Below are 26,347 nucleotides of genomic sequence, written 5' to 3'. Positions count from 1 at the left end.
ATTATGATATACATTATAAATGTGTAAAAAAATAGAGATTTTTACTGATGGATCATGTATCGGTAATCCAGGTCCTGGTGGATGTGCCGCAATATTAATATATAAACAATATAGAAAAGAATTTAGTATTGGATATAAATTAACTACTAATAATCGTATGGAATTAATGGCAGCTATTATTGCTTTAGAATCCCTAAAAAATTCTTGTCAAATTACATTATATACTGATAGTCGATATGTATGTAACGGTATAACACAATGGATTCATGCTTGGAAAAAACATCAATGGAAAAATTCTGAAGAGAAATTAGTAAAAAATATTGATTTATGGAAACGTTTAGATATAGCGATACAATCACATGATATTGTTCAATGGAATTGGTTAAAAAGTCATATTGGGCATCCTGATAATGAACGATGCGATCAATTAGCGAGATTAGCTGCAAAATATCCTATTAATGAAGATATGTATTAATACAATATAGGAAAGGTCTTGATTACATTGAAATTTTAACATTATTTGTTGATTTTAATGATAAAATATATCTATTTTCGCAGATTAATTAGTAATTAAGTAAATTAAATGATAAATGTAATTGGCATTACGGCATTAAGTACTAATTATATTTGGTTATTACATAATAATAGTGAATCTATAGTGATAGATCCTGGAGACGCGTTAGTAGTATTAAAGATTTTAAAGAAATTACAGATTATATTAAAAGCTATTTTTTTAACTCATAACCATTTTGATCATATTGCTGGAGTTGATCATTTGGTTAAATATTTTCCTAATGTTATTGTTTATGGACCTGAAGAAACTAGAAATAATAATGTTAATTTTATTGTAGTTTCAGAAGGAGATTATATTGTACAGTTGCAAAGAAAATTTAAAGTATTTAATTTTCCAGGTCATACAATTGGTCATATTGGTTTTTATAGTATTCCATGGTTATTTTGTGGAGATACGGTATTTTCTGTAGGTTGTGGTAAGGTGTGTACAGGTTTTATGCGGTATATGTATGAATCTTTAGAAAAGATTCGTTGTTTACCAGGAGACACTTTAATTTTTAGTGGACACGAATATACATTGTCTAATATTAATTTTGCTATCACTGTTTTACCAAGAAATAGAAGTTTAATTGATTATCATAAAAAAATAATAAAACTTAGAAAATATAATACACCTACTGTTCCTAGCCGATTAGCTTTAGAATTGCAAATAAATCCATTTTTTCTTTGCAATAGTCCATGTATCAGACATGGATTTTCATCTCCTTTATATTCAAAAGAAACATGGAAAATATTCGCTGAATTGCGTAAAAAAAAAGATATGTTTTAAAAAATTTATTTAGTAATTTTGTAAAAATTATAAGGTTTAATATATTTCAAATATATTGATTGGATCAAATATATTTATATTTGATGTGATTAATTAAGGAAAATAATTTTGTTCTATAAATAATATTATTATGTTTATCGTGTAAGAAATTACAATTTATTTATAATAAATTTAAATATTTAATTACCTGGCAACCCCCTACTCTCACATGAGGAATCCTCACACTACCATCGGTACTACGACATTTCACTTCTGAGTTCGGAATGGGTATTATCAGGTGGTTCTATCGCGCTGATGTTGCCAGGTATATTTATTATTTAATACTATTAAATATAGTATTCTAATATATCGAATACATTTGGATTGTATTAGAAATATTATAAAAAGTAAAGTAATTTAATTTAAATAATGTATTTTATATTTGCATTGAGGATCGTAAATAATGTATTACAGAATTTGTATTAGGTAATATGTTATGCCATAAGAAGAATGCATGAGCCGCTTGTTCTACTAGCATACCTAATCCATCTGAACAATATTTTGCTCCATGTCTTTTGCACCATGTTATAAATGATGTATCTTGACTCTGATAAAATAAATCATAACATTTTGTTGTAGGATTAATAACAAATGGTGGTATTTCTGGAACAGAGTTATTAACACTACTAGTAGTAGCATTAATAATTAAACTATATTTTGTGTTTATATCAAAAAATAATTTATTTAACGGTATACATGATATATTTTTCCATCCCAAATTATAATACAAATTTACTAATTTTTCTGCTGTAGAGAAGGTTCTGTTCACTACATGTATATGATATCCTGTTGCTATGTGTGTTAATAGCACAGGTATAATACCTTTGGACGCGCCTCCAGCACCTATTAATAATATGTTTGCAGTCATTTCGTTGGTTTCTGTGATGTCAAAATGATTATTGCTTTTATTTATCCAATTAAGACGTTTAAAATCACTAATTAACCCAATTCCATCAGTATTATCACCTAGTAAAATATTATTTTTTATTTTTTTTATTGTATTAACAGAACAAGCTATTTTAGCTCTTTTAGTTAATTTATTACATAAGAAATATGCTTGTTCTTTAAATGGAGCAGTGATGTTAGCTCCTAATCCATCGGATTTAAAAAAATTATTTAATAGATAATGAAAATTATTTTTCGATGCTAAATATAAATTATATTGTTGTGATATTCCAATTTCTTTTGCAAATAATGCATAAATTTCTGCTGATTTACTGTGTTTAATTGGATTACCAAAAACGGCAAAAGATACCATTTGTTTATTTCCTTAATAAATTAAATTGTTTTACTTACGAATTAATTTACCTGTTATAACATCTCTAATTTCTGAGGGATTGGGTCTACCCAACACATTTTTATGCATTATAGGTATTTTATATCCGAATTGTTTGTACACTTCTTTTAACGTTTTTGCAGGAGGATAACCAGATAAATTAGCACTAGTAGATACTAGAGGTTTTCCGAATTCTAAACATAAATGTTTAATTGGTTCAAAACAAGTGATTCGTATAGCTAAAGAAGAAAATTTTCCCGTTAACCAATGGGAACAGTTATTAATACGCGCCGGAAAAACCCAGGTTATTGGACCCGGCCAAGTCGAAAAAGCTCTTTCTTTTTGTATTTTACTTAAATTGCTATCATCTATATATCTAATTAATTGCGTATAATCTGCTGCAATTAAAATTAAACCTTTTTTCCAGGATCTTTTTTTAATTTTTAATAAATTATATATTGCAATTTTACAATCAGGATCGCATCCTAATCCAAACACTGATTCTGTTGGATAAATAATTGTTTTGCCTTGTTTTAATTTTGTAATTAACTGCTGTATATTAGGTATGTTTATCATTATTTCTATAGTATTACCATAATATGATTATTGTTGTTTAATAGTTAGATAAAATTGCGTGTTCAATACATTAATATTTTTAAATATTTTTGGTATTGTATGTTACAATAATTTTTGATTCAATATCCAAGTTTATTAAAAATAGGATTTTTGTTATAGAAATATTTTAAGTATCAAAAAGTCAATTTTCACTAATTATATTAGAAATATAAACAAATTAACAAAAAAGATTTATTTTTTAATTGAATTTAAAAATTATTTATGTCTATATTAGAAATATTATATTATCCTGATTATCGACTTAGGAAGATAGCGGATCCTGTAACATTAATATCTCCTGATATTGCAAAGGTTATATCTGATATGTTTGATACTATGTATCATAAAAAAGGAATTGGTTTGGCTGCAACACAAATTAATATTCATAAGCAAATTATTACTATTGATCTTTATAATAATAAAAAAGAACGTTTAGTTTTTATAAATCCCATTATTAAGAAAAGGACAGGTACAATTAGCATTATAGAAAGTTGTTTATCAATACCCCAAGTACATGAATCAGTGACTCGATCCAAAAAGATAATAGTACAATCATTAGATCAATATGGTAATGAATTTGAAATAGAAGCTAGTGATTTATTAGCAGTTTGTATTCAACATGAAGTTGATCATCTATTTGGTAAATTGTTTATTGATTATTTGCCTGTATCCAAAATTAACGATATCAATAAAAATATCGATACTACTTTAAAGAATTAATATTTAATTTAAAATTATTAATTTTATGGAAAAAAAAAGTTTCTTACGTATTGTTTTTTTCGGTACTGCAGTTTTTGCTGCAAAGCATTTGTATGCTTTGGTTAATTTTTCTGGATGCAAAATAACAGCTGTTTTTACTCAACGTCAAAAAATATCATCTAAGGAACAGCTATTTCCTTCTTTATATAAAATTACTCAGCAGTATTCTATACCATTTTTTGAATCTAATGATTTATCTGTTTTTGATATTTTATCAATTATAAAAAAAGATATTGTAGATTTGATAGTAGTAGTATCATATGGATTAATTTTACCACAAGCAATATTAAATATACCTAAGTTAGGTTGTATTAACGTACATGGATCGTTATTACCGCGTTGGCGGGGCCCAGCTCCCATTCAACGCGCGTTAGAATATGGTGATAAAATTACAGGAGTAACTATAATTCAAATGGATGCTGGTATTGATACGGGTAATATTTTAAGAACTGAATTTTGTAAAATTTTGCCAACTGATACTACTTATACTTTATCTAATAAATTAGCGAGTTTAGGATCGTCATTGTTATTAAAGGTAATCGCAGATTTAGTGTTAGGTGTATGTAAGCCTACGGTACAAAATACAAATTTAGTTACATATGCATATAAAATCTGTAAACAAGAAGCAAGAATTCATTGGGTATTTCCAGCAATACAATTAGACCGATATATTCGTGCATTTAACCCTTGGCCTGTTAGTTATTTTTATGTCAAAAATTTTTGTATAAGAGTATGGAGTGCTGAAATTTATAATCAACAACAAAAAAAATTTCCTTTTCTTTTCCAGTGTAAATCAGAAACATTCTTTAATCAGAAATTGCCTGGTACTATATTGGAAGTGAGTTCCAATGGTATTAATGTATTAACTGGATCGGGGATTTTAAAACTTACAGTATTACAAATTTCAGGAAAAAAAAAATTACCCGTTCGGGATATTTTAAATGCATATAAATCTTGGTTTATTCCTGGTTCTATTCTAAACTGAAACAATATTTAAAGTATAAGATTTTTAAATGTTTTTCTCAATAAAATTAGAAAACTTTTTATTAATTCTTATTATTTTTATTTATTGAAAATTTAGAACGTTCAACTAATTCAATATATGCCATTGGCGCATTGTCCCCTTTGCGTGATCCACATTTTAAAATACGAGTGTATCCTCCTGATCTATTAAAGAAATGCGGGCTTATTTGTGTAAATAATTTTGTAACAGCATTATTATTTCTGATTTTAGAAAAGATTAATCGACGATTAAAAACAGTATCTATTTTACCGCGTGTTATTAATGGTTCAATATGGCTGCGTAATGCTTTGGCTTTATGTAAAGTAGTTTTTATTATGTGATGAAATATTAATGAATTCATCATATTTCTAAACATAGATTTACGATGAGTATAAGTTCTGTTAAATTTAAAACGATTTTTTCTGTGACGCATAATAGATTCTCTATATATTTAAGATAGATTATTTATAGTAATTTTATTGAGTATCTGCAATATTTTTTGGGGGCCAATTATCTAAATGCATTCCTAGTGATAATCCACGAGCAGCTAATATGTCTTTTATTTCTGTCAAAGATTTTTTTCCTAAATTAGGAGTTTTAAGAAGTTCGACTTCTGTGCGTTGCACTAAATCTCCAATATAATGAATAGATTCTGCTTTTAAGCAATTAGCAGAACGTACCGTAAGTTCTAAATCATCTACTAATCTTAATAGTATCGGGTCAAATTCTGGTTTTTCTTCTTGGTGTTCCGGTTTTTGTGTATCTTTTAAGTCAATAAAAGCTTCAAGTTGTTCTGATAAGATAGTAGCTGCTCTCTTTATAGCTTCTTCCGGTTCTATAGTGCCATTCGTTTCCATATCAATAATTAGTTTATCTAAATCGGTGCGTTGTTCAACCCGAGCAGATTCTACTGTATAAGAAATTCTTAAAACTGGACTATAACATGCATCTAATAATAACCGACCGATCGGTATCGTATTATCAGTGTCAGGATGAAATCTAGAAGAAGCAGGCACATAACCTCGCCCATGTTGTACTTTAATATGCATGTTTATAGATGTATTGTCATCAGTTATATGACAAATTACGTGATTTGGTGTAATAATTTTGATATTACTATCATCACATATAATATCATTTGCTAACACAGTACCTATGCCAGATTTATTTAGATGTAAAGTTACATTATCTTTTCCTTCTATTTTAATAGCTAATTTCTTTAAATTTAGTAAAATTTCTAAAATATCTTCTCGTATACCTTCTTTAGTGCTATATTCGTGTAATATACCATCTATTTCTACTTCTGTTACAGCGTATCCAGGCATGGAAGATAGTAATATTCGACGTAAAGCATTACCTAATGTATGCCCAAAGCCTCTTTCTAATGGCTCTAATGTAATTTTGGAATGTGTTTTGCTAATTTGTTCAACATTTACTAAACGTGGTTTTAAAAATTCTGTAAAAGAATTTGGCATTATTATATCTCTTATATTTTAGTGAATTTTTTTATTTTGAATATAATTCAATAATTAAATGTTCATCTATATCTGCAGATAATTCATTACGTTCTGGATATCGTACAAATATCCCTTGTAAGATTTTTTTATTTACTTCAATCCAAGCTGATTGTTCTCGCTGTTGCTCCGCAAGGTCTAAAGCAGCATGAATTCTAGATTGTTTATGTGATTTTTCACGTATTTTAATAGTAGTATTGGGTAAAACTTGATAAGAGGCTATATTCACAATGGTATTGTTCACTATTACACTTTTATGATTTACTATTTGGCGCGCTTCAGCGCGCGTTGCCCCAAAACCCATACGATATACAACATTATCTAATCTGCTTTCTAGTAATCTTAATAAATTTTCTCCCGTATTACCTTTGATGCGAGCGGCATGTCTATAATATTTAGAAAATTGACGTTCTAATATACCATATATACGTTTAACTTTTTGTTTTTCTCTTAGTTGCATTCCGTAATCTGAAAATCGAGACTTACGTGTATTATGTTGTCCTGGAATTTTTTCAAGTTTACATTTGGAATCAATCGGTCGAATACCAGATTTCAAAAATAAATCAGTACCCTCACGACGGCTTAATTTTAATTTAGGTTTTAGATATTTTGCCATAAAATTTTGTTTCCTTTGAAAAGTTAGTTCATATGGGATATAATAGAATTACACACGACGTTTTTTAGAAGGACGACAACCATTATGAGGAATGGGAGTAACATCAGTAATACTGATTATATGAAATCCTGCTGTATTTAATGCGCGTATTGCCGATTCTCTGCCAGGTCCAGGTCCTTTTATCATAACTTCTAAATTTTTTATTCCATACTCTTTAACTATTTCAGCGCACTTTTCCGCTGCTATTTGAGCAGCAAATGGAGTAGATTTACGAGACCCACGAAATCCTGAACCACCAGCTGTTGTCCAACCGAGAGTATTACCCTGTTTATCACTGATAGTAATGATCGTGTTATTAAATGATGCATGTATATGTGCTACACCGTCTATAATTTGTTTTATGATTTTTCGATTTCGTGTTCTTACGTTAGATGATTTGATCATTTTTATATTTCTGTTTTGTTATGTTTATTAGAGATTTATTTAATTATTTATTTACTAATCTACTACGTGGTCCTTTACAAGTTTTAGCATTTGTTCTAGTTCTTTGTCCTCTTACTGGTAAATGCCGACGATGACGAGAGCCTCTGTAAGTACCTAAATCTATCAAACGTTTAATTTTTAAAGTAATTTCACGTCGTAAATCTCCTTCTACTACATATTTGTCTACTGCATTTCTTAATTTATCTATGTATATTTCAGATAATTGACATAATTGTGTATTTTCATTTATTCCTGTGTGTAAACAAATTGAACGAGCACGTGATTTTCCTATACCATAAATAGACATCAATGCAATAATTACATGTTTTTTATCAGGAACATTAACTCCTGCTATACGTACCACTGATATGCTCCTTCTGTTTTCAATATTTTTATTAATATATTTAAAGATAGTATGATTTAAAGTAAAGATTAACCTTGTCTTTGTTTATGTTTTTTATCTACGCGACATACTATACGAACTACGTTGTGTCTTTTTATTATTTCACAATGATGACATAATTTTTTCACTGATGCGCGTACTTTCATAATCACCTCATATGCATTTTTAATAAAAATTTTATTCATTATAGTTTTTATAATTTTTTAAATGAGCTTTTTTTAATACAGAGTCATATTGACTAGACATAATTAATGTTTGTATTTGAGTCATGAAATCCATAATCACTACCACAACAATGAGTAAAGATGTTCCACCAAAATAAAAAGGCACTTGCATGGTAATTCGCATAAATTCTGGAACTAAGCAAATAAATGTGATATATATGGCACCAATTAAAGTTAAACGTGTGATTATTTTATTAATGTATTTTGCAGTTTGTTCTCCTGGTCTTATTCCTGATAAAAATGCACCCGATTTTTTTAGATTATCTGCTGTTTCTTTGGGATTAAATACTAAGGATGTGTAAAAAAAACAAAAAAACATTATAGCTGTTGCGTAGAGTAAAATATATAATGGTTGACCAGGTTGTAAATATACAGATATGATATTTAACCATCTCCAATGAGTGCTGTTACCAAACCAAGAAATAATAGTGCCTGGAAACAGGATTATACTGGAAGCAAAGATTGCTGGAATAACTCCAGCCATGTTAACTTTCAGTGGTAAGTGTGTACTTTGAGCAGCGTAGATACGACGTCCTTGTTGACGTTTAGCATAATGCACTAAAATACAACGTTGTCCTTTTTCCATAAATACAACAAAAAAAGTAATAATAAATATCAAAACGCTAATTAACACTAACATTAAAGAATGTAATGCTCCTTGTCTTATTTGTTCTATAGTTTGTCCTATTGCTGCAGGTAATCCGGCAACAATTCCAGAAAAAATAATAACTGATATGCCATTTCCTATACCTTTATTAGTGATTTGATCTCCTAACCACATTAGGAACACAGTACCACATACTAAACTAATGATTGCTATACAATAAAAAGAAAAACCTGGATCAATAACTAACCCTGACACTCTCGGTAAAGTTGTTACAATTCCAATTGATTGTAATATTCCTAATATTAAAGTACCATAACGAATATACTGATTAATGATTCTTCTGCCGCTTTCACCTTCTTTTTTAATTTCTATTAGAGTTGGATGTATTGTTGCTAACAATTGTATAATTATTGAAGCTGAAATATATGGCATAATTCCTAAGCTGAAAATAGAAGCACGACTTAATGAACCTCCGGAAAACATATTGAACATGTCAATAATTGTGCCTTGTTGTTGTTCTAAAATTTTTGATAAGATAATTAAATCTACGCCAGGTATTGGAATAAACGATCCAATTCTGAAAATAATCAAAGCTCCAATTACAAATATTACTCTGCGTTTTAATTCATGAAAACTACCTTTAATACTGTGAAAGGTGGATGAAGCGCGTCGTTTATTAGTAATTGTAATCATTTCAATTAATTTCTCCTTGAATTTTGCCCCCTGCTGCATATATAGCCATTTTTGCTCCTTTACTAATTCGTAAATTACATATTACAACAGGAAATTTAATAGATTTTTTAGACATTATAATTTTTACAAACTTTGTATTTTTTTTTATAACTTTATGTTTTTTCAGAGCATGTAAATCAATTATTTTATCTTTAATCTTAGAAAGATTAGATAATTTAATTTCTTGAGTTATAGTAGATTTAAGTGAAGAAAACCCAAATTTTGGCAATCTACGATATAAAGGTGTTTGACCTCCTTCAAATCCAATATGTATTCTTCCTCCAGAACGAGATTTTTGTCCTTTATGTCCTCTGCCTCCTGTTTTTCCTAAACCAGACCCTATTCCGCGACATATTCGTTTAGTTTTGTGTTTTGCTCCTATAGCAGGATAGAGAGTATTAAGATACATAACAATTTATTTCTCCATTTTAATCATATAATACACCAGTTTAATCATACCTCGAATTTCAGGGGTATCAGTTCTTTTAACGGTATCTCCAATATGAGATAATCCCAATCCGCGCAGAGTTGCTTTATGCTTTGGTTTACAACCAATAGAACTTTTAATCTGAGTAATTTTAATAGTTTTTAACATAATTATTATTTAATAACCTAAAATTTCTTTAATAGATTTGCCTCGTTTTTCTGCAATTATTTTTGGTGACATCATAGTTTTTAGCGCTTTCATAGTTGCACGTACTATATTAATAGGATTAGTAGAACCATAAGCTTTTGTTAATACATTATGTATTCCCACTACTTCTAGTATAGCGCGCATTGTGGTACCAGCAATAATTCCAGTGCCTTCAGATGCAGGTTGCATATAAATATGGGATCCTGTATGCGTTCCTTTTACTGCATATTGTAAAGTGCCTTTATATAAGGGAATAACTACTATATTACGACGAGCTTTTTCCATAGATTTCTGTATAGCTGATGGAACTTCACGAGCTTTACCATATCCAAATCCCACTCGTCCATTAGTATCTCCGACTACAGTTAAAGCTGTGAAACTAAATACACGTCCGCCTTTAACTGTTTTAGAAACTCTATTTACAGTAATTAATTTTTCTTGTAATTCACTAGATTGTTTTTCAGTATATTTCATATTATATCCTTTTGTATTTTTAAAATTTTAATCCAAACTTTCTAGCAGAATCTGCTAACATTTTAATTCTTCCATGATACTTAAATCCAGAACGATCAAAAGATACATCAATAATACCTTTTTTTATTGCACGTTCTGCAATTTTTTGTCCTACTATAGCTGCAGCATTTTTATTTCCAGTATTACTATTATGTAATTGTTTTGATATTGCTTGTTCCATAGTAGATGCTGCTACTAATGTTTTTGAATTATCTTTTGAAATTATCTGTGCATAAATATGCCTAGAGGTTCTGTATACTGCCAATCTAGTGACATCTAATTTACATAATTTTTTTCTTGTTTTTTTTGCTCGTTTAATTCGAGCATTTTTTTTATTCATAAAATATATAATTCTCAACAAATAATAATTATCTTTTTTTAGTATCTTTATTGTATACTATTTCATCACTATAACGAATACCTTTTCCTTTGAAAGGTTCAGGCGGTCTTAATGCTCTTAAATTTGCGGCAGTTTGCCCAACAAGTTGTTTATTTATACCCTTTAATGTTATTTCGGTTGTATTTGGACAAGTTGCTATAATACCAATTGGTAATTTATAATTGATAGCGTGGGATAATCCTACTAGTAATTTTACTATGTTATTTTCTATTGTTACACGATACCCTATTCCTGTTAGTTGTAAAGTTTTACTAAATCCTGTCTCTACTCCAATAATCATATTATTGATAATAGCTCGTGTTGTACCTATTAAAGCCTTATTTTTATAATTCGTTTGTTTGGTACATAATAAGATATTTTTTTTTTCATCTAATTTAATAGAAACTGACTTATTTAATGTGTGTTGTAAAGTACCAAGCACTCCGGTAATAAAAATACTACAATTTTTTAATTTTATTGTTAAATTATTTGGTGTAGGAATTACAATATTATATGTGCGTAGTTCGGTATTATTTTTTATATTATAAAACATAACATATAATCTCCCCACCTATTTTAAACTGCCGGGCTTTTTTATCTGTTAGAACGCCTTTAGAAGTAGAAATAATAGCGATCCCCATACCAGATATTACTTTAGGTAAATCCTTATATTTTTTATATATTCGTAATCCGGGTCGACTGACACGTAATATTTTGTCTATGACAGGTCTTTTTTTGTAAAAATATTTTAAAAATATTTCTAATATTGGTTTGACATTATCATGTGTATTATACTTTTTTATAAAACCCTCTTCAACTAAGACATTAGCTATTGCTATTTTTATTTTGGACGATGGTACAAAAATTTTTTCTTTTTTAGAAATTTGCCCATTACGTATTGCAGTCAGCATATCTGCAATTGGATCTTGCATGCTCATTATAACTCCATAATATAAAATAAATTGTATAGTATAATAGTAATGTTTTTTATATTACCAACTTGCTTTTCTCAAGCCAGGTATTTCTCCTCGCATAGCAGCTTCTCGTATTTTCATACGACTTAATCCGAATTTTCTCAAAAAAGCATGAGGACGTCCGGTGTGGTTACAACGATTTCTACGCCTTGATGGACTGGAATCTCTCGGTAAAGTTTGTAGTTTTAATACAGCATTCCAACGTTCATCTTCAGAAACTAGCTGATTAACAATAAGTTTTTTTAATGTAATACGTTTTTTGTAATATTTTTTTACTAATTTAACACGTTTGGCTTCACGTGCTTTTATAGATTTTTTAGTCATAATTTATTGTTCTTTTTTATAATATAAGATGTGATAGAATTATTTTCTAAACGGAAAATGTAGAGAACTTAATAAAGCATGCGCTTCATTATCAGAATTAGCATTAGTAGTTATAGTAATGTTCATGCCTCGCATATCATCAACAGTATCGTAATCAATTTCTGGGAAAATTATTTGTTCATGTATTCCAATAGAATAATTTCCTCTTCCGTCAAATGATCGGAGAGATAATCCTCTAAAATCTCTAATACGTGGCATAGTAATATAAATAAATCTTTCAAGAAATTCCCACATACGTGTTTTTCGTAAGGTTACTTTGCAACCTATAGATTGGCCTTTACGAATTTTGAAACTAGATATAGATTTATGTGCTTTAGTGATGATTGGTTTTTGTCCAGAAATCATCATTAGATCTTTTATAGCTTTTTCTAGGAATTTTTTATTAGTTGTAGCTTTTCCTATCCCCATATTAATAGTAACTTTTATAACTTTTGGGACCTGCATAACAGATTTATATTGATACTTTTGAAGTAGATCTTTTACTATTTCACTTTTGTAATAATTATGTAAATTAACCATATAGAATCCAATTATTTAACAATATCTCCAGTAGATTTAAATATACGTATTTTTTTTCCGTGTCGTATTGTAAATTTTATTTTATCTGCTTTATTTAAAGCAGGATTAAACACTGCAAGATTAGAAAGTGTAATCGGCGCTTCCTTTTCAAGAATTCCTCCTGTCTGATGTTTATTTGGAATGGGTTTTTGGTGTTTCTTTATCAAATTGATTCCAATTACTATTGCTTTACCTTTATTGTAAATAATTTTTTTTACTTTTCCTCGTTTTCCTTTATCTTTTCCGCTTAAAACTATTACTTCATCGTTACATTTAATTTTAGCAGCTGCCATATTAATTATTCTCCGTTATAGTACTTCTGGGGCTAAAGAAACAATTTTCATAAATTTTTCGTGTCTTAATTCACGAGTTACAGGACCAAAAACCCTAGTTCCTACAGGCTGGGAATTTATATCGTTTAATAACACACAGGCATTACTATCAAATCTAATAATAGATCCATCTAAACGTCGTATTCCTTTTTTCGTACGTATTACTACTGCTTTTAATACATCACCTTTTTTCACTTTTGCCCTGGGTACAGCTTCTTTAACAGCGATTTTGATAATATCTCCTATACTGGCGTAACGACGCCCAGATCCACCTAAAACTTTAATACACATTACATATCGTGCGCCGGAGTTATCAGCGACATCTAAAATAGTACGTTCTTGAATCACACATAATACTCCATAATAGTAAAGGATTTATAACATGTAAATATTAATTATTTACAAAAATTATCATTAAATTTCTTTTTTATCGGAATAAATTTATTTGTTATTTTAATTAAATATTAAAACTAAACAATAAAATTTGATTTTTTAATAATAGATGTCAAAATCCAAGATTTTGTTTTTGATATAGGTCTACATTCTTTAACTGCAATAATATCGCCAATATTTGCTTCGTTATTAGAATCGTGTACATGTAATTTAGTTGTATGTTTGACAAATTTTCCATATTTTTTGTGTTTAACTAATTTTTCAACAGCAACGACAGCAGAATTTTGCATTCTATTGTTTATAACACGACCCAAAACGATTCGAACTTTCTTTATCATAAGATACACAACCTCTTTTATTTTATATATTATTATTTTTAGATAAATAATGTTTGAGAGATGCTATATTGCGACGTACTTTTTTTAACAAGTGCGGTTGTTTTAATTGGTTAGATTTTAATTGTAAACGTAAATTAAAATATTCACGTAACATATTTATTAATTCTAATTGTGATGAAACATTGTTAGTAGCTTCATTATATATTTTTTTTAATTTATTTTTATTTTTCATAATTTACTGATTAGAGTGGTTTGTATTGGCAATTTTGACGCACCCAATTTAAAAGCATTAAATGCTATTTCTTTTGATACTCCATTTATTTCATATAAAATTTTTCCTGGTTGTATTAGTGATACCCAATATTCTACGTTACCTTTACCTTTACCCATACGCACTTCTAATGGTTTAATAGTAATAGGTTTATCTGGAAATATTCGAATCCAAATTTTTCCTTGACGTTTAATTGCTCTACTAATTGCACGACGCGCAGATTCAATTTGACAAGATTTCAATCTTCCTCGACTAACAGCTTTTAGAGCAAAATCTCCAAAATTAATTTTATCGTTTACTACAATACCTCGATTTCGACCTTTATGCATTTTACGAAATTTTGTGCGTTTTGGTTGTAATAACATTATATTGCCTTTTATGTACGAGTTTTATTTTTTAATTTAGTGATACTACTATCATCTATTGATTTAGATTCTAAATATCCGGTAGTAAAAAGTATATTACCTAAAATTTCTCCTTTAAACACCCAAACTTTAGTTCCAATTACTCCATATGTAGTGTGTGCTTCTGCAAATCCATAATCTATATCGGCACGTAAAGTATGCAATGGTACTCTCCCTTCTCTATACCATTCGGTTCTCGCAATTTCTGCTCCACTCAATCTACCACTTATTTCCACCTTAATTCCTTTAGCTCCTAAACGCATAGCGCTTTGTACAACACGTTTCATTGCACGTCTAAATATAATTCTACGTTCTAACTGAGATGCAATATTATCTGCTAATAACTTAGCATCTAATTCTGGTTTACGAACTTCAGCTATGTTAAGTTGAGTAGGAACATTTGAAATGTTTGCAATATTTTTTCTTAGTTTTTCAATATCTTCGCCTTTTTTTCCAATAACCAACCCTGGTCTAGCTGTATAAACCGTCACTCGTATGCTTTTTGCAGGACGTTCAATTATTATACGAGATATCAACGCTTTTGAAAGTTTTTTTGTTAAAAACTTACGTACTTTGAAATCATTATTTAAATTAGCAGAAAAATCTTTATTACCCGCGTACCAAGTAGAATGCCAGGTTTTTATAATTCCTAAACGTACTCCATTTGGATGTACTTTTTGGCCCATCTTATATACTCCAGTTAATATATTTTAATTAGATACCACTATAGTAAGGTGGCTAGTTCTTTTCATAATTTTATCTGATTTTCCCTTAGCTCGGGGCATAATTCTTTTTATAGTAGGTCCAGTATCGACAAAAATTTTAATAATCTTTAAATTATCAATATTCAAACCATTGTTATGCTCTGCGTTAGAAACTGCAGAGTCTAAGGTTTTTTTAATTAATCTAGCTGGTTTTTTATTTGTATATTTTAAAATTTCTAATGCTTGTAATACTTTTTTTCCACGTATCATATTAATGACTAAACGCATTTTTTGCGCAGAAGAACGAATATAACGACATTTAGCAATTGTTTCCACATTAACTGTCCTCTGTTTTTATCTATAAAAACTATATAAAGTTCTTGTATACATACCATGTATTATTTTTTTGCAGTGTTTTTTATTTTTTTATCAATTGAATGACTCCGGTATGTTCGAGTTGGAGCGAATTCACCTAATTTGTGCCCAACCATTTCATCTGAAATAAATATCGGTATATGTTTTCGTCCATTATGTATTGATAATGTGAGCCCGATCATTCTTGGAAATATTGTTGATCTTCTTGACCAAGTTTTTATGGGTTTTTTATCTCCTGTTTCTATAGCTTTTTCAACTTTTTTCAGTAAATGTAAATCAATAAATGGACCCTTTTTAATAGAACGTGGCATAAATTTTTAACCTTTAAATTTTATTTTTTCTATAAGATAATATAAACTTATTAGTACGTTTATTATGGCGTGTTTTTTTGCCTTTAGTTTGCATCCCCCATGGGGAAACAGGGTGTCTGCCAAAATTTTTTCCTTCTCCTCCTCCGTGCGGATGATCAATAGGGTTCATAGCAGTGCCACGTACAGTAGGACGTATACCTCTCCATCTACTAGCACCGGCTTTACCCAACATCCGTAACATATGTTCAGAATTACCCACTTCTCCAATAGTTGCGCGACACGTGGAATAAATTTTACGTATTTCTCCAGATTTTAAACGTAATATCATATATTCATTATCTTGTGCTACAATTTGTACATAAGTTCCTGCAGAACGAGCTAATTGACCACCTTTTCCTGGTTTTATTTCTACGTTATGAACGGTTGATCCAATTGGGATATTTTTCATTGGTAAAGTATTACCTAATTTTATTGGAACATCCGATCCAGACATCACTATATCACGCATTTTTATACCTTTAGGCGCTAAAATATAACGTTTTTCTCCATCTTGGTATGATAATAATGCTATATTTGCTGAACGATTTGGATCATATTCTACACGTGTTACTATTGCCGGAATTTTATCTTTATTGCGTTTAAAATCAATTATTCTATACAGTTTTTTATGTCCTCCTCCAGTATGACGAATAGTAATTCTTCCATAATTATTTCGCCCACCTGACTTATGTGTATTTTTATTAGATAATAACGCTGGATAAGGTCGGCCTTTATATAAATCAACATTAACTAATTTTACGACATGTCGTCTTCCTGGAGACGTGGGGTCACATTTGATTATAGGCATTTTTTAAAAGTTCCATATTAATTATTAATTGATTTATTTTGTATTAATAAAATCTATTTTTTGTCCTTTTTTTAAAGTAACATATGCTTTTTTCCAATTATCTCGACGTCCAAAATGATTTTTTTTAGAAATTCTTTTATATTTTCCAGATACAGTTATAGTATTAATATGGTTTATTTCTACAGAAAATAACATTCTTACGGCATCTTTTATATCTGTCTTATTAGTGTGTTTTGCAACCCTGAACACAAAAGTATTATATTTTTCTGACTGCATTGAAGTTTTTTCAGAAATATGTATAGATTGTATAACTTTTAATAAACGTTCTTTGTAAGTCATATTAATTGATTCTCAATTTTTTTAATAACAGTATCGGCAATAAAAGTTGTATCTAAATTAATTAGATTTATTGGGTCTATATGTTTTTCAGTAATTATTTTTATTTTGTAAACATTACGCGATGCTAGAATTACATTTCTATCTAGAATATCTGTAATTATTAATATACGTTTTTTTAGTGTTATTTTTTGTATTTTTTCTAAAAAATTTTTAGTTTTTGGAGTATCTAAAAATAAATTTTTTATCAAAAATAAGCGTTTTTCGCAAACTAATTTAGATAAAATACTTCTTATTGCATTTTTGTACATTTTTTTATTTATTTTCTGTGTATATAATTTAGGTGTTGATGCAAATGTGACTCCCCCGGAACGCCAAATTGGGCTTTTTATGGAACCAGATCGTGCTCTTCCAGTACCTTTTTGCCTCCATGGTTTTCTATTAGAACCTGATACTTCTGAACGACTTTTTTGCGATTTGGTCCCCCGGCGAGAGTTAATTAAGTAAGAAGATACAATTTGATGTATAAGATTTGGTTTAAAAGGATATCTAAAAATCTTATCAGAAACATTAATTGTATTGTATTCATTTGTACATTTTAAAAAATCTTTTATTTCTAATTCCATTTATATATTCCTGTTATTTTGTATTTTAATAGATTTTTTAATAGTTAAATTATCACCGATTACGCCCGGTACAGATCCTTTAACTAGTAATAAATTGCATTTTATATCCACTTGTATTACTTCAAGGTTTTGTATTGTGATTCTATCATTACCTAAATGTCCTGCCATTTTTTTTCCCTTGAATACTCTTCCTGGGGTTTGATTTTGTCCAATTGATCCTGGAGCTCTATGAGATAAAGAATTGCCGTGACTTGCGTCTTGCATGTGAAAATTCCAACGTTTTATAGTACCAGAAAATCCTTTACCTTTTGAATATCCTGTAATATCAACTTTTTTAGTATTTATAAATATTTGTATAGTAATAATATCTCCTAATGTAACATCATTAACATCATTTTTATAACGAAATTCCCATAACCCTCGACCTAACTGTATTCCTGATTTTATCATGTGACCAGATTCTGGTTTGTTAATATGTTTTTTATTTTTATTACCAGTAGTTAATTGAATTGCGCAGTATCCATCTTTTTTAATATTTTTTATTTGAGTAACTCTATGTGGAGTAATTTCAATGATAGTAACAGGAATGGAATTACCGTTTTTGTCAAATACTCGAGTCATACCGACTTTTTTACCAATTAGTCCGTTCATTATTACAAAAATAACCTTTTATTTTAGATAGAATATTTGTATTTTAATTTTAAAGTTTAGAGTAATGTATATTTTATTATGATTGAAATTATTAACCCAGGCTAATTTGTACATCAACTCCTGCCGCTAAATCTAATCGCATTAAAGCATCCACTGTTTTTTCAGTGGGCTCCACAATATCTATTAATCTTTTATGTGTTCTTATTTCATATTGATCTCTTGCATCTTTATTAACATGTGGAGAAATTAAAATAGTAAAGCGTTCTATTTTGGTAGGTAATGGAATAGGACCATGTACTTGAGCTCCAGTACGTTTAGCAGTTTCAACAATTTCTACGGTTGATTTATCTATTAATCTATGGTCAAATGCTTTTAAACGAATACGGATTCTTTGATTGTGCATATTTAAAGTTTAAGCTCTTTATTAATAAGTGTTTTAAAAATTATACATAAAATACTTTGTATTTTATGATTGACTAATTTAGTTTAGTTTAAATTAAAAATTAATTTACATATATTATATATTGTAATAATGTTTTGAAAAACCGAGAAAACAACGCCTAAATATTTTTACTATTTATCATTTTTAAGAAACAAACTAATTGAATTTATCGCATCAGCAACCAACAATAAAATTAGTTCAGAATAGAGTTCTTATATTTAAGAAATATTTTTTCTATAAAATATCATCACCTTAATTCAATATATATGCAAATTACTTTTTTAATTGAGATTGAATATAATTTTCCATACCAATGCTTATTATAAGATCTAGTTCCTTTTTTATAAAATCAACGTGTTTTTCTTCATCAGATAATATCTGAATCATTATATCTCTAGATATATAATCTAATATTGATTCTGCATATTTGATGGCATTTTTAATACTATTGATGCTATTATATTCTAAATCAAGGTCAGCGCGTAAAATATCTTCAATATTTTTATTTATATTTAATTTTTCAAATGTTCTTAACATAGGGGTTTGTTCTAAAAATAAAATACGTTGTGCATATAGATCTGCATGATGTAATTCTTCTATGTATTCTTTTTTTTCAATGTTGTTAAGACGCTCTAAACCTAAATTTTCAAAAATTTTTGCATGCAAAAAATGATGATTAACTGCAATTAGTTCATCACTTAATAAATTATTTAAATGAGTTACTAGTTGATTATCACCTTTCATAAAAACTCCTGATTTTTTATATATTAACTCGTGTTTTAATGTTGTAATGAGTAATAAAAGTGTTAATTAAGTGTTAAATTTTATACATAAAAAATTATGTATATGAATGATTACAACCTATCATGCTGATAAGCAGATTCGAACTGCTGGCCTCACCCTTACCAAGGGTGTGCTCTATCCAACTGAGCTATATCAGCATATTTTTATAATATATTGAGCGGACAGTGGGAATCGAACCCACATCATCAACTTGGAAGGTTGAGGTAATAACCATTATACGATGCCCACTATACTAAATGTATAGGGTTTATTGCTATAAAATAGATTTTTAGTAAAAATAAAAAAGTCAAAATGATGGGGGAAGGATTTGAACCTTCGAAGTCTATGACGGCAGATTTACAGTCTGCTCCCTTTAGCCGCTCGGGAACCCCATCACAATCATCTCTTAATTTATATGCCGGCAAAAGGATTTGAACCTTTGATCTACTGATTACAAATCAGTTGCTCTACCTGCTGAGCTATACCGGCTGCTATATTTTCTCTAGTCAAATAATAAACCTCATAATAATTTATGATTAGTATTGTATTAAAAACTATAGAATCATTTAAATTATTCCTAATAAGAATTTTATTAAGGACAAAACTATTATTTAATAAAATTTTAATTATAATATTATAATTAAACATTTTACTTTGATCAAGTATTTAAGTGGAGAGTACACTAAAAAAAATAAAACATTCATAATATAATACAATAATATGTCATATACTTCATATGTTCCGTTTTTTATTTTTAATCGAAAAAGTTGGTCATCTCTTCGAGAGGGAGAGATGTTGACGCTATCTCAAACAGATATTTTTAATTTAAAAAAAATTAATAATCATCTTTCTATTAATGATATAATAGATATTTATGTGCCATTATCCAAACTTTTAAATTTATATTATTGTTTAAATGTAGATCGTCAAAGCATTTTAAAGTCACTTCCAAAAAATATACAGACAACACAATATATAACCACACCATATGTTATTGGTATTACTGGTAGTGTTTCGGCTGGTAAAAGTACTGCTGCTAAAATATTACAAATTTTGTTAAGTAGATGGCCTCAGCATCGTATTGTAGAATTAGTAACAACTGATGGTTTTTTACATAATAATAAAGTGTTGCAAAAACGCAATCTAATGAAAAAAAAAGGTTTTCCACAATCATATGATATGATTAAATTAATTAATTTTATTTTACAAATTAAATCAGGAGCACATCATATTGCTATTCCTATATATTCACATAAGAACTATGACATAGTGCCAAATATAAAACAAATAATTTACAAACCAGATATTCTAATTTTGGAGGGATTAAATATTTTACAAAATTATTATAACGGTAGTTCTTCTTATTTTTTTATGTCTGATCTTATTGATTTTTCAATCTATGTAGATGCTCCAGAATATTTGTTACGAGAATGGTATATCAATAGATTTTTAAAATTTTGTTTTACCAGTTTTTCTAATCCTAATTCTTATTTTTATCGTTATTCAAGATTATCTAAAAAAAAAATAGTATGTGTAGCATCTAATTTTTGGAGCAAAGTAAATGGATTAAATTTACAAAAAAATATTTTACCTTCTAGGAATAGAGCTCACCTAATTTTAAAAAAAGGGAAAAATCATGTGATAAATAATGTGTATTTGAGAAAGTTTTAAAAATATTACAATTATACACGAAAATTACAGGTTACTAATTATAATTAGTTGCGTTATTACTACTTAATTCTATTAATATAGAATTAATTTAATTATTTAATTTTTATATTATTTGTATAGAAATATTACCTCCTGAGAAATAGTAGATTTTTTCTGATTTTTTTAGAATTAGTGCTCCATGCGAATTGATTCCAAGAGCTATACCATAAATTATTTTACAATTATTGATTGATAATAATATTGATTTATTATACAAGTAATCGAAATATTTCCAGTGAGTCATGAATGGCTCTAAATCAAATAACGTAAAATCTTTTAATTTTTTACGTAAAGTATTGACTAATATTTTTGTTAGAAAGTTACGATTTATGATAATACCTATACTTTTTAAATCAATCCAATTTTTACCAATTTGCGAATTTAATTGTGTAGGTGTTTGTATGGATATGTTTAAGCCAATTCCTATTATTAGGTGAGTAGTACAATGAGCTTTCGTTATAGTTTCAATTAAAATTCCTGCTAATTTACGTTCATTAACATATAAATCGTTGGGCCACTTGATTTTAATATGAGACACACCTAATTTTTTGAGGATTCTTGCGACAACGATACTAATCATTATACTTAATTTAATAATTGTAGGCAAAGTCTTGTTTAATTTCCAATACATTGATAAACAGATACTTTGTCCAATAGGAGCAATCCAAATTTTTCCAGTTCTACCTCGGCCTTGTGTTTGGTGGTCTGTAACACAAGCATCACCTATCTTGAGTCTAGGAATATTATCAATTATATATTGATTGGTTGAATTAATTTTCTTTAATACAATTATTCTATTTTTTAGAAGTAATTGTGATAAATTATTTTGTTTTGGTAAAAAAAAATCATGATGGAACATATAATTCTACTATATTGTAGTTACTTTAAATATTGTAAAAAATTATATATGTTTTTTTATAAAAATATTTTTTTTGGATTTATTTTTCCGTGCTTTCCTATAAATATAACTTCTGGTTGCAAATAAATATTAAATTTTTTTGCAACGCTAGTATATATGTATAAAGCTAATGCAGCGATTTCAGTGCCATTAGCCATGTTTTTATTATTAATTAATATTAATGATTGTTTTGAGTAAATTGCAGCTCGTCCCAAAATATAACCTTTTAATGAACAATTATCTATTAACCATCCTGCTGATAATTTCATTGCTCCGTCTATTTGACGATAATACGGCATATTCGGGTATAGACTGAGTAAATTGTATGCTTTTTTAGCGTTTATTATTGGATTTTTAAAAAAACTACCTGCATTTCCAGTTTTTTTTACATTGGGTATTTTATTATACCTAATTTTACGTATAAATTTGAAAATTTGTTTTGGAGTAATATAATGTTTTTTTAAACAATTTAATTCCCCGTAATTTAATATAGGTTTCCATTTTTTGGATAATTTTAATCCCACGAATATAATAGCATAATTTTTTAAAATATTTTTAAATATACTACTTCTATACTGAAAAAGACATTCTTCGTGAGTAAAACGAATTACTTTTTCATTATATAAGTCTATAATATCTACATATTCACATATTTTGGATAATTCTATGCCATATGCGCCAATATTATGAATTGGCGCTGCTCCTACTGAGCCTGGAATACATGCTAAATTTTCTAAACCTGGTATATTATGATTTATAGCATATGTAACTAATTTATCCCACTTTTCCCCTGCTCCAACCCGGAGCCTCCATATTTTATTATATTCAGTAACAAAGATCCCCTTTATTTTGTTGATCAAAATAGTACCAATAAAATTATCCAAAAATAATACATTACTACCTCTGCCTAAAATAAGTACAGGTTGTGCTTTATAGTAAGTGTTCTTCCAATGTTTTATTAAAGCGTATACATCATATATTTTAATTACCTGCGCAGCAAAAACACTAATCCTAAAAGTATTTAATGATTTTAATTGAATATAATTTTTCATATACTCTATGCATTTTAGTAAAATAGTATAATTCTAATAAATTTGAATTTTTTTTAATATAAATAAATCTATTACTTATTAAGTATATTTGAAAGTAATTATGCATTAGATTTTTGTGAAAACACAATATTATTATTTTTTACATCTAAAGTAATGCTAATACCGGGTAATAGATTTCCAGATAATATGTGTTTAGCAAGTGGATTAGTAATATATTGTTGTATAGCGCGTTTTAACGGACGAGCTCCATATACAGGATCATATCCAATTTTTGATAGAAAAATTAATGTCGCTTCAGTAATATGAACATGAGAATATCCTTTTTCTTCTAATCGTTTGCATAAATGTTGAAGTTGAATAGCAGCAATTTTAGTAAGATGTGTGGTATTCAAAGGATGAAAAACTACTATTTCATCTATTCTATTAACGAATTCTGGTCTAAATTTCTCACGTACTATTTCTAATACATTGTTTTTAATTTTTTGATAGTCTATTATACTACAGTATTTTTGAATTAACTCTGATCCTAAATTAGATGTCATTATGATAATAGTGTTAGCAAAATCTATCGTACGTCCATGTCCATCTGTTAATCGTCCATCATCAAGTATTTGTAATAATATATTTAGTATTTCTATATGTGCTTTTTCTATTTCGTCTAATAGAATTAGAGAATATGGTTTACGACGTACTGCTTCAGTTAAATAACCTCCTGATTCGTATCCAATATAACCTGGAGGAGCACCTAACAATTTTGACACAGAATGTTTTTCCATAAATTCAGACATATCAATACGAACCATAGCATTATTAGTATCAAAAAGTAGTTCAGATAATGCTTTACACAATTCAGTTTTTCCAACACCAGTAGGTCCTAAAAACATAAATGAACCAATTGGACGCTTAATTTCAGATAATCCAGAACGACTACGACGGATAGCGTCAGATACTGCTGTAACCGCTGTATCTTGTCCAATAACTAATTTATGTAATATATCTTCCATGTTTAATAATTTTTCTTGTTCGCTAGTTAGCATACGTGATACTGGAATGCCAGTCCAACGAGATAGTGTTTCAGCTATTTCTATTTCAGTAACATAATTACGTAAAATATATGTTTTTTCATTATTATTTTTTAAAATTTTTGATAGTTTTTTTTCTAATTCTGGTATTGTACCGTATTGTAACTCAGACATACGAGCTAAATCGCCAGTACGACGTGCTTGATCTATAGCAATTTTTGATTTTTCTAAATCAGATTTAATATTTTGTATTGTATATAAAGATTTTTTTTCATTTTTCCAAGTTTCTTCAAGAATATTAAATTCTTGTTCTTTTTTTATTAATGTATTAGTTAATATTTGCAATTGTTTTATGCTAGCAGTATCTGATTCTTTTTTTAATGCTTGTTGTTCTAGTTTTAATTGTATAATATATCTTTCTAGTCTATCTAACTCTTCTGGTTTAGAATCAATTTGAATACGAATATTAGAAGCTGCTTCATCAATTAAATCAATAGCTTTATCTGGTAATTGGCGATCAGAAATATATCGATTCGATAAATTTGCGGATGCTACTATTGCGGGATCAGTAATGTGAACGTTATGATGTAATTCATAGCGTTCTTTTAATCCCCTAAGAATAGCAATAGTAGATTCAATATTAGGTTCATTAATTAATATTTTTTGAAAACGTCTTTCTAAAGCTGCATCCTTTTCAATATACACGCTATATTCATTGAATGTTGTTGCCCCTACGCAATGTAATTCTCCCCTAGCTAATCTTGGTTTTAACATATTACTTGCATCCATTGCTCCATCACTTTTCCCAGCACCTACCATGACATGTAATTCATCAATAAATAAAACAATATTACTATTTTTTTTAGATACATCATTTAGCACATGCTTTAAGCGTTCTTCAAATTCTCCTCTATATTTAGTTCCAGCCAGTAATGATCCCATGTCTAATGCTAATATTCGACAATTTTTCAATCCTTCTGGGACTTCATCATTAATAATACGCTGCGCTAATCCTTCAATAATAGCAGTTTTGCCGACTCCAGGCTTTCCAATAAGTACAGGATTATTTTTAGTACGTCTTTGTAAGACCTGCATAGTTCGACGAATTTCTTCATCTCTACCAATTACAGGATCTAATTTATTTTGTTCTGCAAGAGCAGTGATATCTACAGTGAATTTTTCTAGAACTTGACGTTGAGATTCTGATATTGGATCATTTATATTGTAATGATTACGTATATAGTCAACAGACTTTTTTAAATTTTTTAAATTTACACCAGATTGTTTTAATAAATCTCTTAATATTCCATGAAACTCAATAATAGATAAAATAAACATTTCTGATGTAATAAAAGAGTCATTATATTTTTTTGAAAATTCACTGCATAAATTTAATAATTTAATTAGTTCATAAGAACATTGCACATTATTTACATTGACTTTTGTTTTTGGTAATGAGTCACATGCTTGTTCAATTAAATTAGTTAATTGAATCATATTAGATCCGGAATCTATCAAGATTTTATATACAGATCCGTTCTTATCTTGCAAAAAAGCAAGCATCACATGTATTGGTTCAATGAATTGATTATTTTTTGTTAACGCTATAGATTGGGCATGAGAAAGGGCCAATTGAAAATTATGGGTGAAATTATCTAATTGCATGATATTTTCCTAATACAAATAGTATACAATATGCTTATTATTCAATAATAATATCGGTTTTTATAATAAAGATAAATTTTTTAAATGCAAGTTATACATTATATAATCCTAATTGCGCATACAAAATTATAA

The 26,347-nt window shown here is 28.3% G+C and carries 39 protein-coding genes, 4 tRNA genes and 1 rRNA gene; 5 read left to right on the top strand and 39 right to left on the bottom strand.

From position 1 onward, the window contains the following. Window positions 1-19: 19 nt before the first annotated feature. Together rnhA and gloB are read left to right on the top strand one after the other, a co-directional pair. Entirely contained in the window at window positions 20-475 is a 456-nt protein-coding gene (gene rnhA / locus M9405_RS01040) for a ribonuclease HI (protein ID WP_250223427.1), read from the top strand. A gap of 111 nt (window positions 476-586) precedes the next feature. Next, entirely contained in the window at window positions 587-1,342 is a 756-nt protein-coding gene (gene gloB / locus M9405_RS01035) for a hydroxyacylglutathione hydrolase (protein WP_250223544.1), read from the top strand. Between the two features lie 185 nt (window positions 1,343-1,527). Here the strand turns inward: gloB and rrf are convergent. The 3 genes from rrf to M9405_RS01020 form a co-directional block, all read right to left on the bottom strand. Then, window positions 1,528-1,647 (bottom strand): 5S ribosomal RNA (rrf, locus tag M9405_RS01030). A 110-nt stretch (window positions 1,648-1,757) separates the two neighbouring features. Next, complete coding sequence (gene aroE, locus M9405_RS01025; protein ID WP_250223426.1) at window positions 1,758-2,639, bottom strand: shikimate dehydrogenase; 882 nt, start codon at window positions 2,637-2,639, stop codon at window positions 1,758-1,760. Between the two features lie 30 nt (window positions 2,640-2,669). Continuing rightward, entirely contained in the window at window positions 2,670-3,233 is a 564-nt protein-coding gene (locus M9405_RS01020; protein WP_250223425.1) for a Sua5/YciO/YrdC/YwlC family protein, read from the bottom strand. Window positions 3,234-3,494: 261 nt separating this feature from the next. Between M9405_RS01020 and def the strand changes: the two genes are divergently transcribed. Both def and fmt read left to right on the top strand, forming a co-directional pair. Beyond that, entirely contained in the window at window positions 3,495-3,992 is a 498-nt protein-coding gene (def, locus tag M9405_RS01015; RefSeq protein WP_250223424.1) for a peptide deformylase, read from the top strand. Window positions 3,993-4,017: 25 nt separating this feature from the next. Continuing rightward, the gene (fmt, locus tag M9405_RS01010) at window positions 4,018-5,016 is read left to right on the top strand and encodes a methionyl-tRNA formyltransferase (protein WP_250223423.1); all 999 of its coding nucleotides are present in this window, start codon (window positions 4,018-4,020) and stop codon (window positions 5,014-5,016) included. Between the two features lie 61 nt (window positions 5,017-5,077). Here fmt and rplQ read toward each other — a convergent pair whose 3' ends face one another. From rplQ to M9405_RS00845, 33 genes are all read right to left on the bottom strand, one after another. Beyond that, window positions 5,078-5,467, bottom strand: coding sequence for a 50S ribosomal protein L17 (gene rplQ / locus M9405_RS01005; protein WP_250223422.1), 390 nt, complete (start codon window positions 5,465-5,467; stop codon window positions 5,078-5,080). Window positions 5,468-5,510: 43 nt separating this feature from the next. Further along, on the bottom strand, window positions 5,511-6,509 hold the full coding sequence (locus tag M9405_RS01000) for a DNA-directed RNA polymerase subunit alpha (RefSeq protein ID WP_250223421.1): 999 nt from the start codon (window positions 6,507-6,509) through the stop codon (window positions 5,511-5,513). Window positions 6,510-6,540: 31 nt separating this feature from the next. Further along, on the bottom strand, window positions 6,541-7,164 hold the full coding sequence (gene rpsD / locus M9405_RS00995) for a 30S ribosomal protein S4 (protein WP_250223420.1): 624 nt from the start codon (window positions 7,162-7,164) through the stop codon (window positions 6,541-6,543). Between the two features lie 48 nt (window positions 7,165-7,212). Continuing rightward, window positions 7,213-7,608 carry a 30S ribosomal protein S11 gene (rpsK, locus tag M9405_RS00990; RefSeq protein WP_423775042.1) on the bottom strand — a complete coding sequence of 132 codons (396 nt, stop codon included), beginning with the start codon at window positions 7,606-7,608 and terminating at the stop codon, window positions 7,213-7,215. A 43-nt stretch (window positions 7,609-7,651) separates the two neighbouring features. Further along, the gene (rpsM, locus tag M9405_RS00985; RefSeq protein WP_250223419.1) at window positions 7,652-8,011 is read right to left on the bottom strand and encodes a 30S ribosomal protein S13; all 360 of its coding nucleotides are present in this window, start codon (window positions 8,009-8,011) and stop codon (window positions 7,652-7,654) included. A 68-nt stretch (window positions 8,012-8,079) separates the two neighbouring features. Next, window positions 8,080-8,196: a 50S ribosomal protein L36 gene (gene rpmJ / locus M9405_RS00980; RefSeq protein ID WP_250223542.1), complete on the bottom strand. Its 117-nt coding sequence runs from the start codon at window positions 8,194-8,196 to the stop codon at window positions 8,080-8,082. 31 nt (window positions 8,197-8,227) lie between these two features. Beyond that, entirely contained in the window at window positions 8,228-9,574 is a 1,347-nt protein-coding gene (secY, locus tag M9405_RS00975; RefSeq protein ID WP_250223541.1) for a preprotein translocase subunit SecY, read from the bottom strand. Between the two features lies 1 nt (window position 9,575). Then, the gene (gene rplO, locus M9405_RS00970; RefSeq protein ID WP_250223418.1) at window positions 9,576-10,022 is read right to left on the bottom strand and encodes a 50S ribosomal protein L15; all 447 of its coding nucleotides are present in this window, start codon (window positions 10,020-10,022) and stop codon (window positions 9,576-9,578) included. A gap of 6 nt (window positions 10,023-10,028) precedes the next feature. Next, entirely contained in the window at window positions 10,029-10,208 is a 180-nt protein-coding gene (rpmD, locus tag M9405_RS00965; RefSeq protein ID WP_250223417.1) for a 50S ribosomal protein L30, read from the bottom strand. 9 nt (window positions 10,209-10,217) lie between these two features. Then, a complete protein-coding gene (rpsE, locus tag M9405_RS00960; protein ID WP_250223416.1) occupies window positions 10,218-10,721 on the bottom strand; it encodes a 30S ribosomal protein S5 in 504 nt (167 codons plus the stop codon). Window positions 10,722-10,740: 19 nt separating this feature from the next. Continuing rightward, entirely contained in the window at window positions 10,741-11,100 is a 360-nt protein-coding gene (gene rplR / locus M9405_RS00955) for a 50S ribosomal protein L18 (RefSeq protein WP_250223415.1), read from the bottom strand. 28 nt (window positions 11,101-11,128) lie between these two features. Continuing rightward, window positions 11,129-11,692, bottom strand: coding sequence for a 50S ribosomal protein L6 (gene rplF, locus M9405_RS00950; protein WP_250223414.1), 564 nt, complete (start codon window positions 11,690-11,692; stop codon window positions 11,129-11,131). After that, window positions 11,682-12,077 carry a 30S ribosomal protein S8 gene (gene rpsH, locus M9405_RS00945; RefSeq protein ID WP_250223413.1) on the bottom strand — a complete coding sequence of 132 codons (396 nt, stop codon included), beginning with the start codon at window positions 12,075-12,077 and terminating at the stop codon, window positions 11,682-11,684. The genes rplF and rpsH overlap by 11 nt, the downstream gene beginning before the upstream one ends. Window positions 12,078-12,131: 54 nt before the next feature. Then, window positions 12,132-12,437: a 30S ribosomal protein S14 gene (gene rpsN, locus M9405_RS00940; RefSeq protein WP_250223412.1), complete on the bottom strand. Its 306-nt coding sequence runs from the start codon at window positions 12,435-12,437 to the stop codon at window positions 12,132-12,134. A 39-nt stretch (window positions 12,438-12,476) separates the two neighbouring features. Beyond that, window positions 12,477-13,016 carry a 50S ribosomal protein L5 gene (rplE, locus tag M9405_RS00935; RefSeq protein ID WP_250223411.1) on the bottom strand — a complete coding sequence of 180 codons (540 nt, stop codon included), beginning with the start codon at window positions 13,014-13,016 and terminating at the stop codon, window positions 12,477-12,479. A gap of 11 nt (window positions 13,017-13,027) precedes the next feature. Continuing rightward, window positions 13,028-13,348 carry a 50S ribosomal protein L24 gene (gene rplX / locus M9405_RS00930; protein ID WP_250223410.1) on the bottom strand — a complete coding sequence of 107 codons (321 nt, stop codon included), beginning with the start codon at window positions 13,346-13,348 and terminating at the stop codon, window positions 13,028-13,030. A 15-nt stretch (window positions 13,349-13,363) separates the two neighbouring features. Beyond that, complete coding sequence (rplN, locus tag M9405_RS00925; protein WP_250223409.1) at window positions 13,364-13,735, bottom strand: 50S ribosomal protein L14; 372 nt, start codon at window positions 13,733-13,735, stop codon at window positions 13,364-13,366. A 122-nt stretch (window positions 13,736-13,857) separates the two neighbouring features. Continuing rightward, entirely contained in the window at window positions 13,858-14,118 is a 261-nt protein-coding gene (rpsQ, locus tag M9405_RS00920; protein ID WP_250223408.1) for a 30S ribosomal protein S17, read from the bottom strand. Window positions 14,119-14,140: 22 nt separating this feature from the next. Beyond that, window positions 14,141-14,350 carry a 50S ribosomal protein L29 gene (gene rpmC / locus M9405_RS00915; RefSeq protein ID WP_250223407.1) on the bottom strand — a complete coding sequence of 70 codons (210 nt, stop codon included), beginning with the start codon at window positions 14,348-14,350 and terminating at the stop codon, window positions 14,141-14,143. After that, window positions 14,347-14,754 carry a 50S ribosomal protein L16 gene (rplP, locus tag M9405_RS00910; protein ID WP_250223406.1) on the bottom strand — a complete coding sequence of 136 codons (408 nt, stop codon included), beginning with the start codon at window positions 14,752-14,754 and terminating at the stop codon, window positions 14,347-14,349. The genes rpmC and rplP overlap by 4 nt, the downstream gene beginning before the upstream one ends. An 11-nt stretch (window positions 14,755-14,765) precedes the next feature. Further along, window positions 14,766-15,479: a 30S ribosomal protein S3 gene (gene rpsC, locus M9405_RS00905; RefSeq protein WP_250223405.1), complete on the bottom strand. Its 714-nt coding sequence runs from the start codon at window positions 15,477-15,479 to the stop codon at window positions 14,766-14,768. Window positions 15,480-15,503: 24 nt separating this feature from the next. Continuing rightward, a complete protein-coding gene (gene rplV / locus M9405_RS00900) occupies window positions 15,504-15,833 on the bottom strand; it encodes a 50S ribosomal protein L22 (protein ID WP_250223404.1) in 330 nt (109 codons plus the stop codon). A 62-nt stretch (window positions 15,834-15,895) separates the two neighbouring features. Next, entirely contained in the window at window positions 15,896-16,183 is a 288-nt protein-coding gene (rpsS, locus tag M9405_RS00895) for a 30S ribosomal protein S19 (RefSeq protein WP_250223403.1), read from the bottom strand. A gap of 13 nt (window positions 16,184-16,196) precedes the next feature. Continuing rightward, window positions 16,197-17,030: a 50S ribosomal protein L2 gene (rplB, locus tag M9405_RS00890; protein WP_250223402.1), complete on the bottom strand. Its 834-nt coding sequence runs from the start codon at window positions 17,028-17,030 to the stop codon at window positions 16,197-16,199. Window positions 17,031-17,063: 33 nt separating this feature from the next. Beyond that, window positions 17,064-17,369, bottom strand: a complete 306-nt coding sequence (rplW, locus tag M9405_RS00885) for a 50S ribosomal protein L23 (protein WP_250223401.1) — start codon at window positions 17,367-17,369, stop codon at window positions 17,064-17,066. After that, window positions 17,366-17,992 carry a 50S ribosomal protein L4 gene (rplD, locus tag M9405_RS00880; protein ID WP_250223400.1) on the bottom strand — a complete coding sequence of 209 codons (627 nt, stop codon included), beginning with the start codon at window positions 17,990-17,992 and terminating at the stop codon, window positions 17,366-17,368. The genes rplW and rplD overlap by 4 nt, the downstream gene beginning before the upstream one ends. Then, window positions 17,993-18,643, bottom strand: coding sequence for a 50S ribosomal protein L3 (rplC, locus tag M9405_RS00875; protein ID WP_250223399.1), 651 nt, complete (start codon window positions 18,641-18,643; stop codon window positions 17,993-17,995). A 91-nt stretch (window positions 18,644-18,734) separates the two neighbouring features. Then, window positions 18,735-19,046, bottom strand: a complete 312-nt coding sequence (gene rpsJ / locus M9405_RS00870) for a 30S ribosomal protein S10 (protein ID WP_250223398.1) — start codon at window positions 19,044-19,046, stop codon at window positions 18,735-18,737. Between the two features lie 312 nt (window positions 19,047-19,358). Continuing rightward, the gene (bfr, locus tag M9405_RS00865) at window positions 19,359-19,829 is read right to left on the bottom strand and encodes a bacterioferritin (RefSeq protein WP_250223397.1); all 471 of its coding nucleotides are present in this window, start codon (window positions 19,827-19,829) and stop codon (window positions 19,359-19,361) included. A 123-nt stretch (window positions 19,830-19,952) separates the two neighbouring features. Then, a tRNA-Thr gene (locus M9405_RS00860) sits at window positions 19,953-20,026 on the bottom strand. 19 nt (window positions 20,027-20,045) lie between these two features. After that, window positions 20,046-20,117 (bottom strand) — tRNA-Gly (locus M9405_RS00855). A 64-nt stretch (window positions 20,118-20,181) separates the two neighbouring features. Beyond that, window positions 20,182-20,263, bottom strand: a tRNA-Tyr gene (locus M9405_RS00850). 21 nt (window positions 20,264-20,284) lie between these two features. After that, window positions 20,285-20,357 (bottom strand) — tRNA-Thr (locus M9405_RS00845). Between the two features lie 231 nt (window positions 20,358-20,588). Here M9405_RS00845 and coaA point away from each other — a divergent pair. Beyond that, window positions 20,589-21,539: a type I pantothenate kinase gene (gene coaA, locus M9405_RS00840; protein ID WP_250223396.1), complete on the top strand. Its 951-nt coding sequence runs from the start codon at window positions 20,589-20,591 to the stop codon at window positions 21,537-21,539. A gap of 103 nt (window positions 21,540-21,642) precedes the next feature. Here the strand turns inward: coaA and M9405_RS00835 are convergent, their stop codons facing one another. From M9405_RS00835 to clpB, 3 genes are all read right to left on the bottom strand, one after another. Further along, entirely contained in the window at window positions 21,643-22,437 is a 795-nt protein-coding gene (locus tag M9405_RS00835; protein ID WP_250223395.1) for a biotin--[acetyl-CoA-carboxylase] ligase, read from the bottom strand. Window positions 22,438-22,493: 56 nt separating this feature from the next. Then, window positions 22,494-23,528, bottom strand: coding sequence for a UDP-N-acetylmuramate dehydrogenase (murB, locus tag M9405_RS00830; protein ID WP_250223394.1), 1,035 nt, complete (start codon window positions 23,526-23,528; stop codon window positions 22,494-22,496). Window positions 23,529-23,626: 98 nt separating this feature from the next. Continuing rightward, window positions 23,627-26,215 carry an ATP-dependent chaperone ClpB gene (gene clpB, locus M9405_RS00825; protein ID WP_250223393.1) on the bottom strand — a complete coding sequence of 863 codons (2,589 nt, stop codon included), beginning with the start codon at window positions 26,213-26,215 and terminating at the stop codon, window positions 23,627-23,629. Window positions 26,216-26,347 lie beyond the last annotated feature (132 nt).

The organism is Candidatus Blochmannia ocreatus, from assembly GCF_023585745.1.
GTDB classification, from domain to species: domain Bacteria; phylum Pseudomonadota; class Gammaproteobacteria; order Enterobacterales; family Enterobacteriaceae; genus Blochmanniella; species Blochmanniella ocreatus.
Note: the sequence above shows the minus strand (reverse complement) of the source record. Positions and strands in the feature narration are given on the sequence as shown.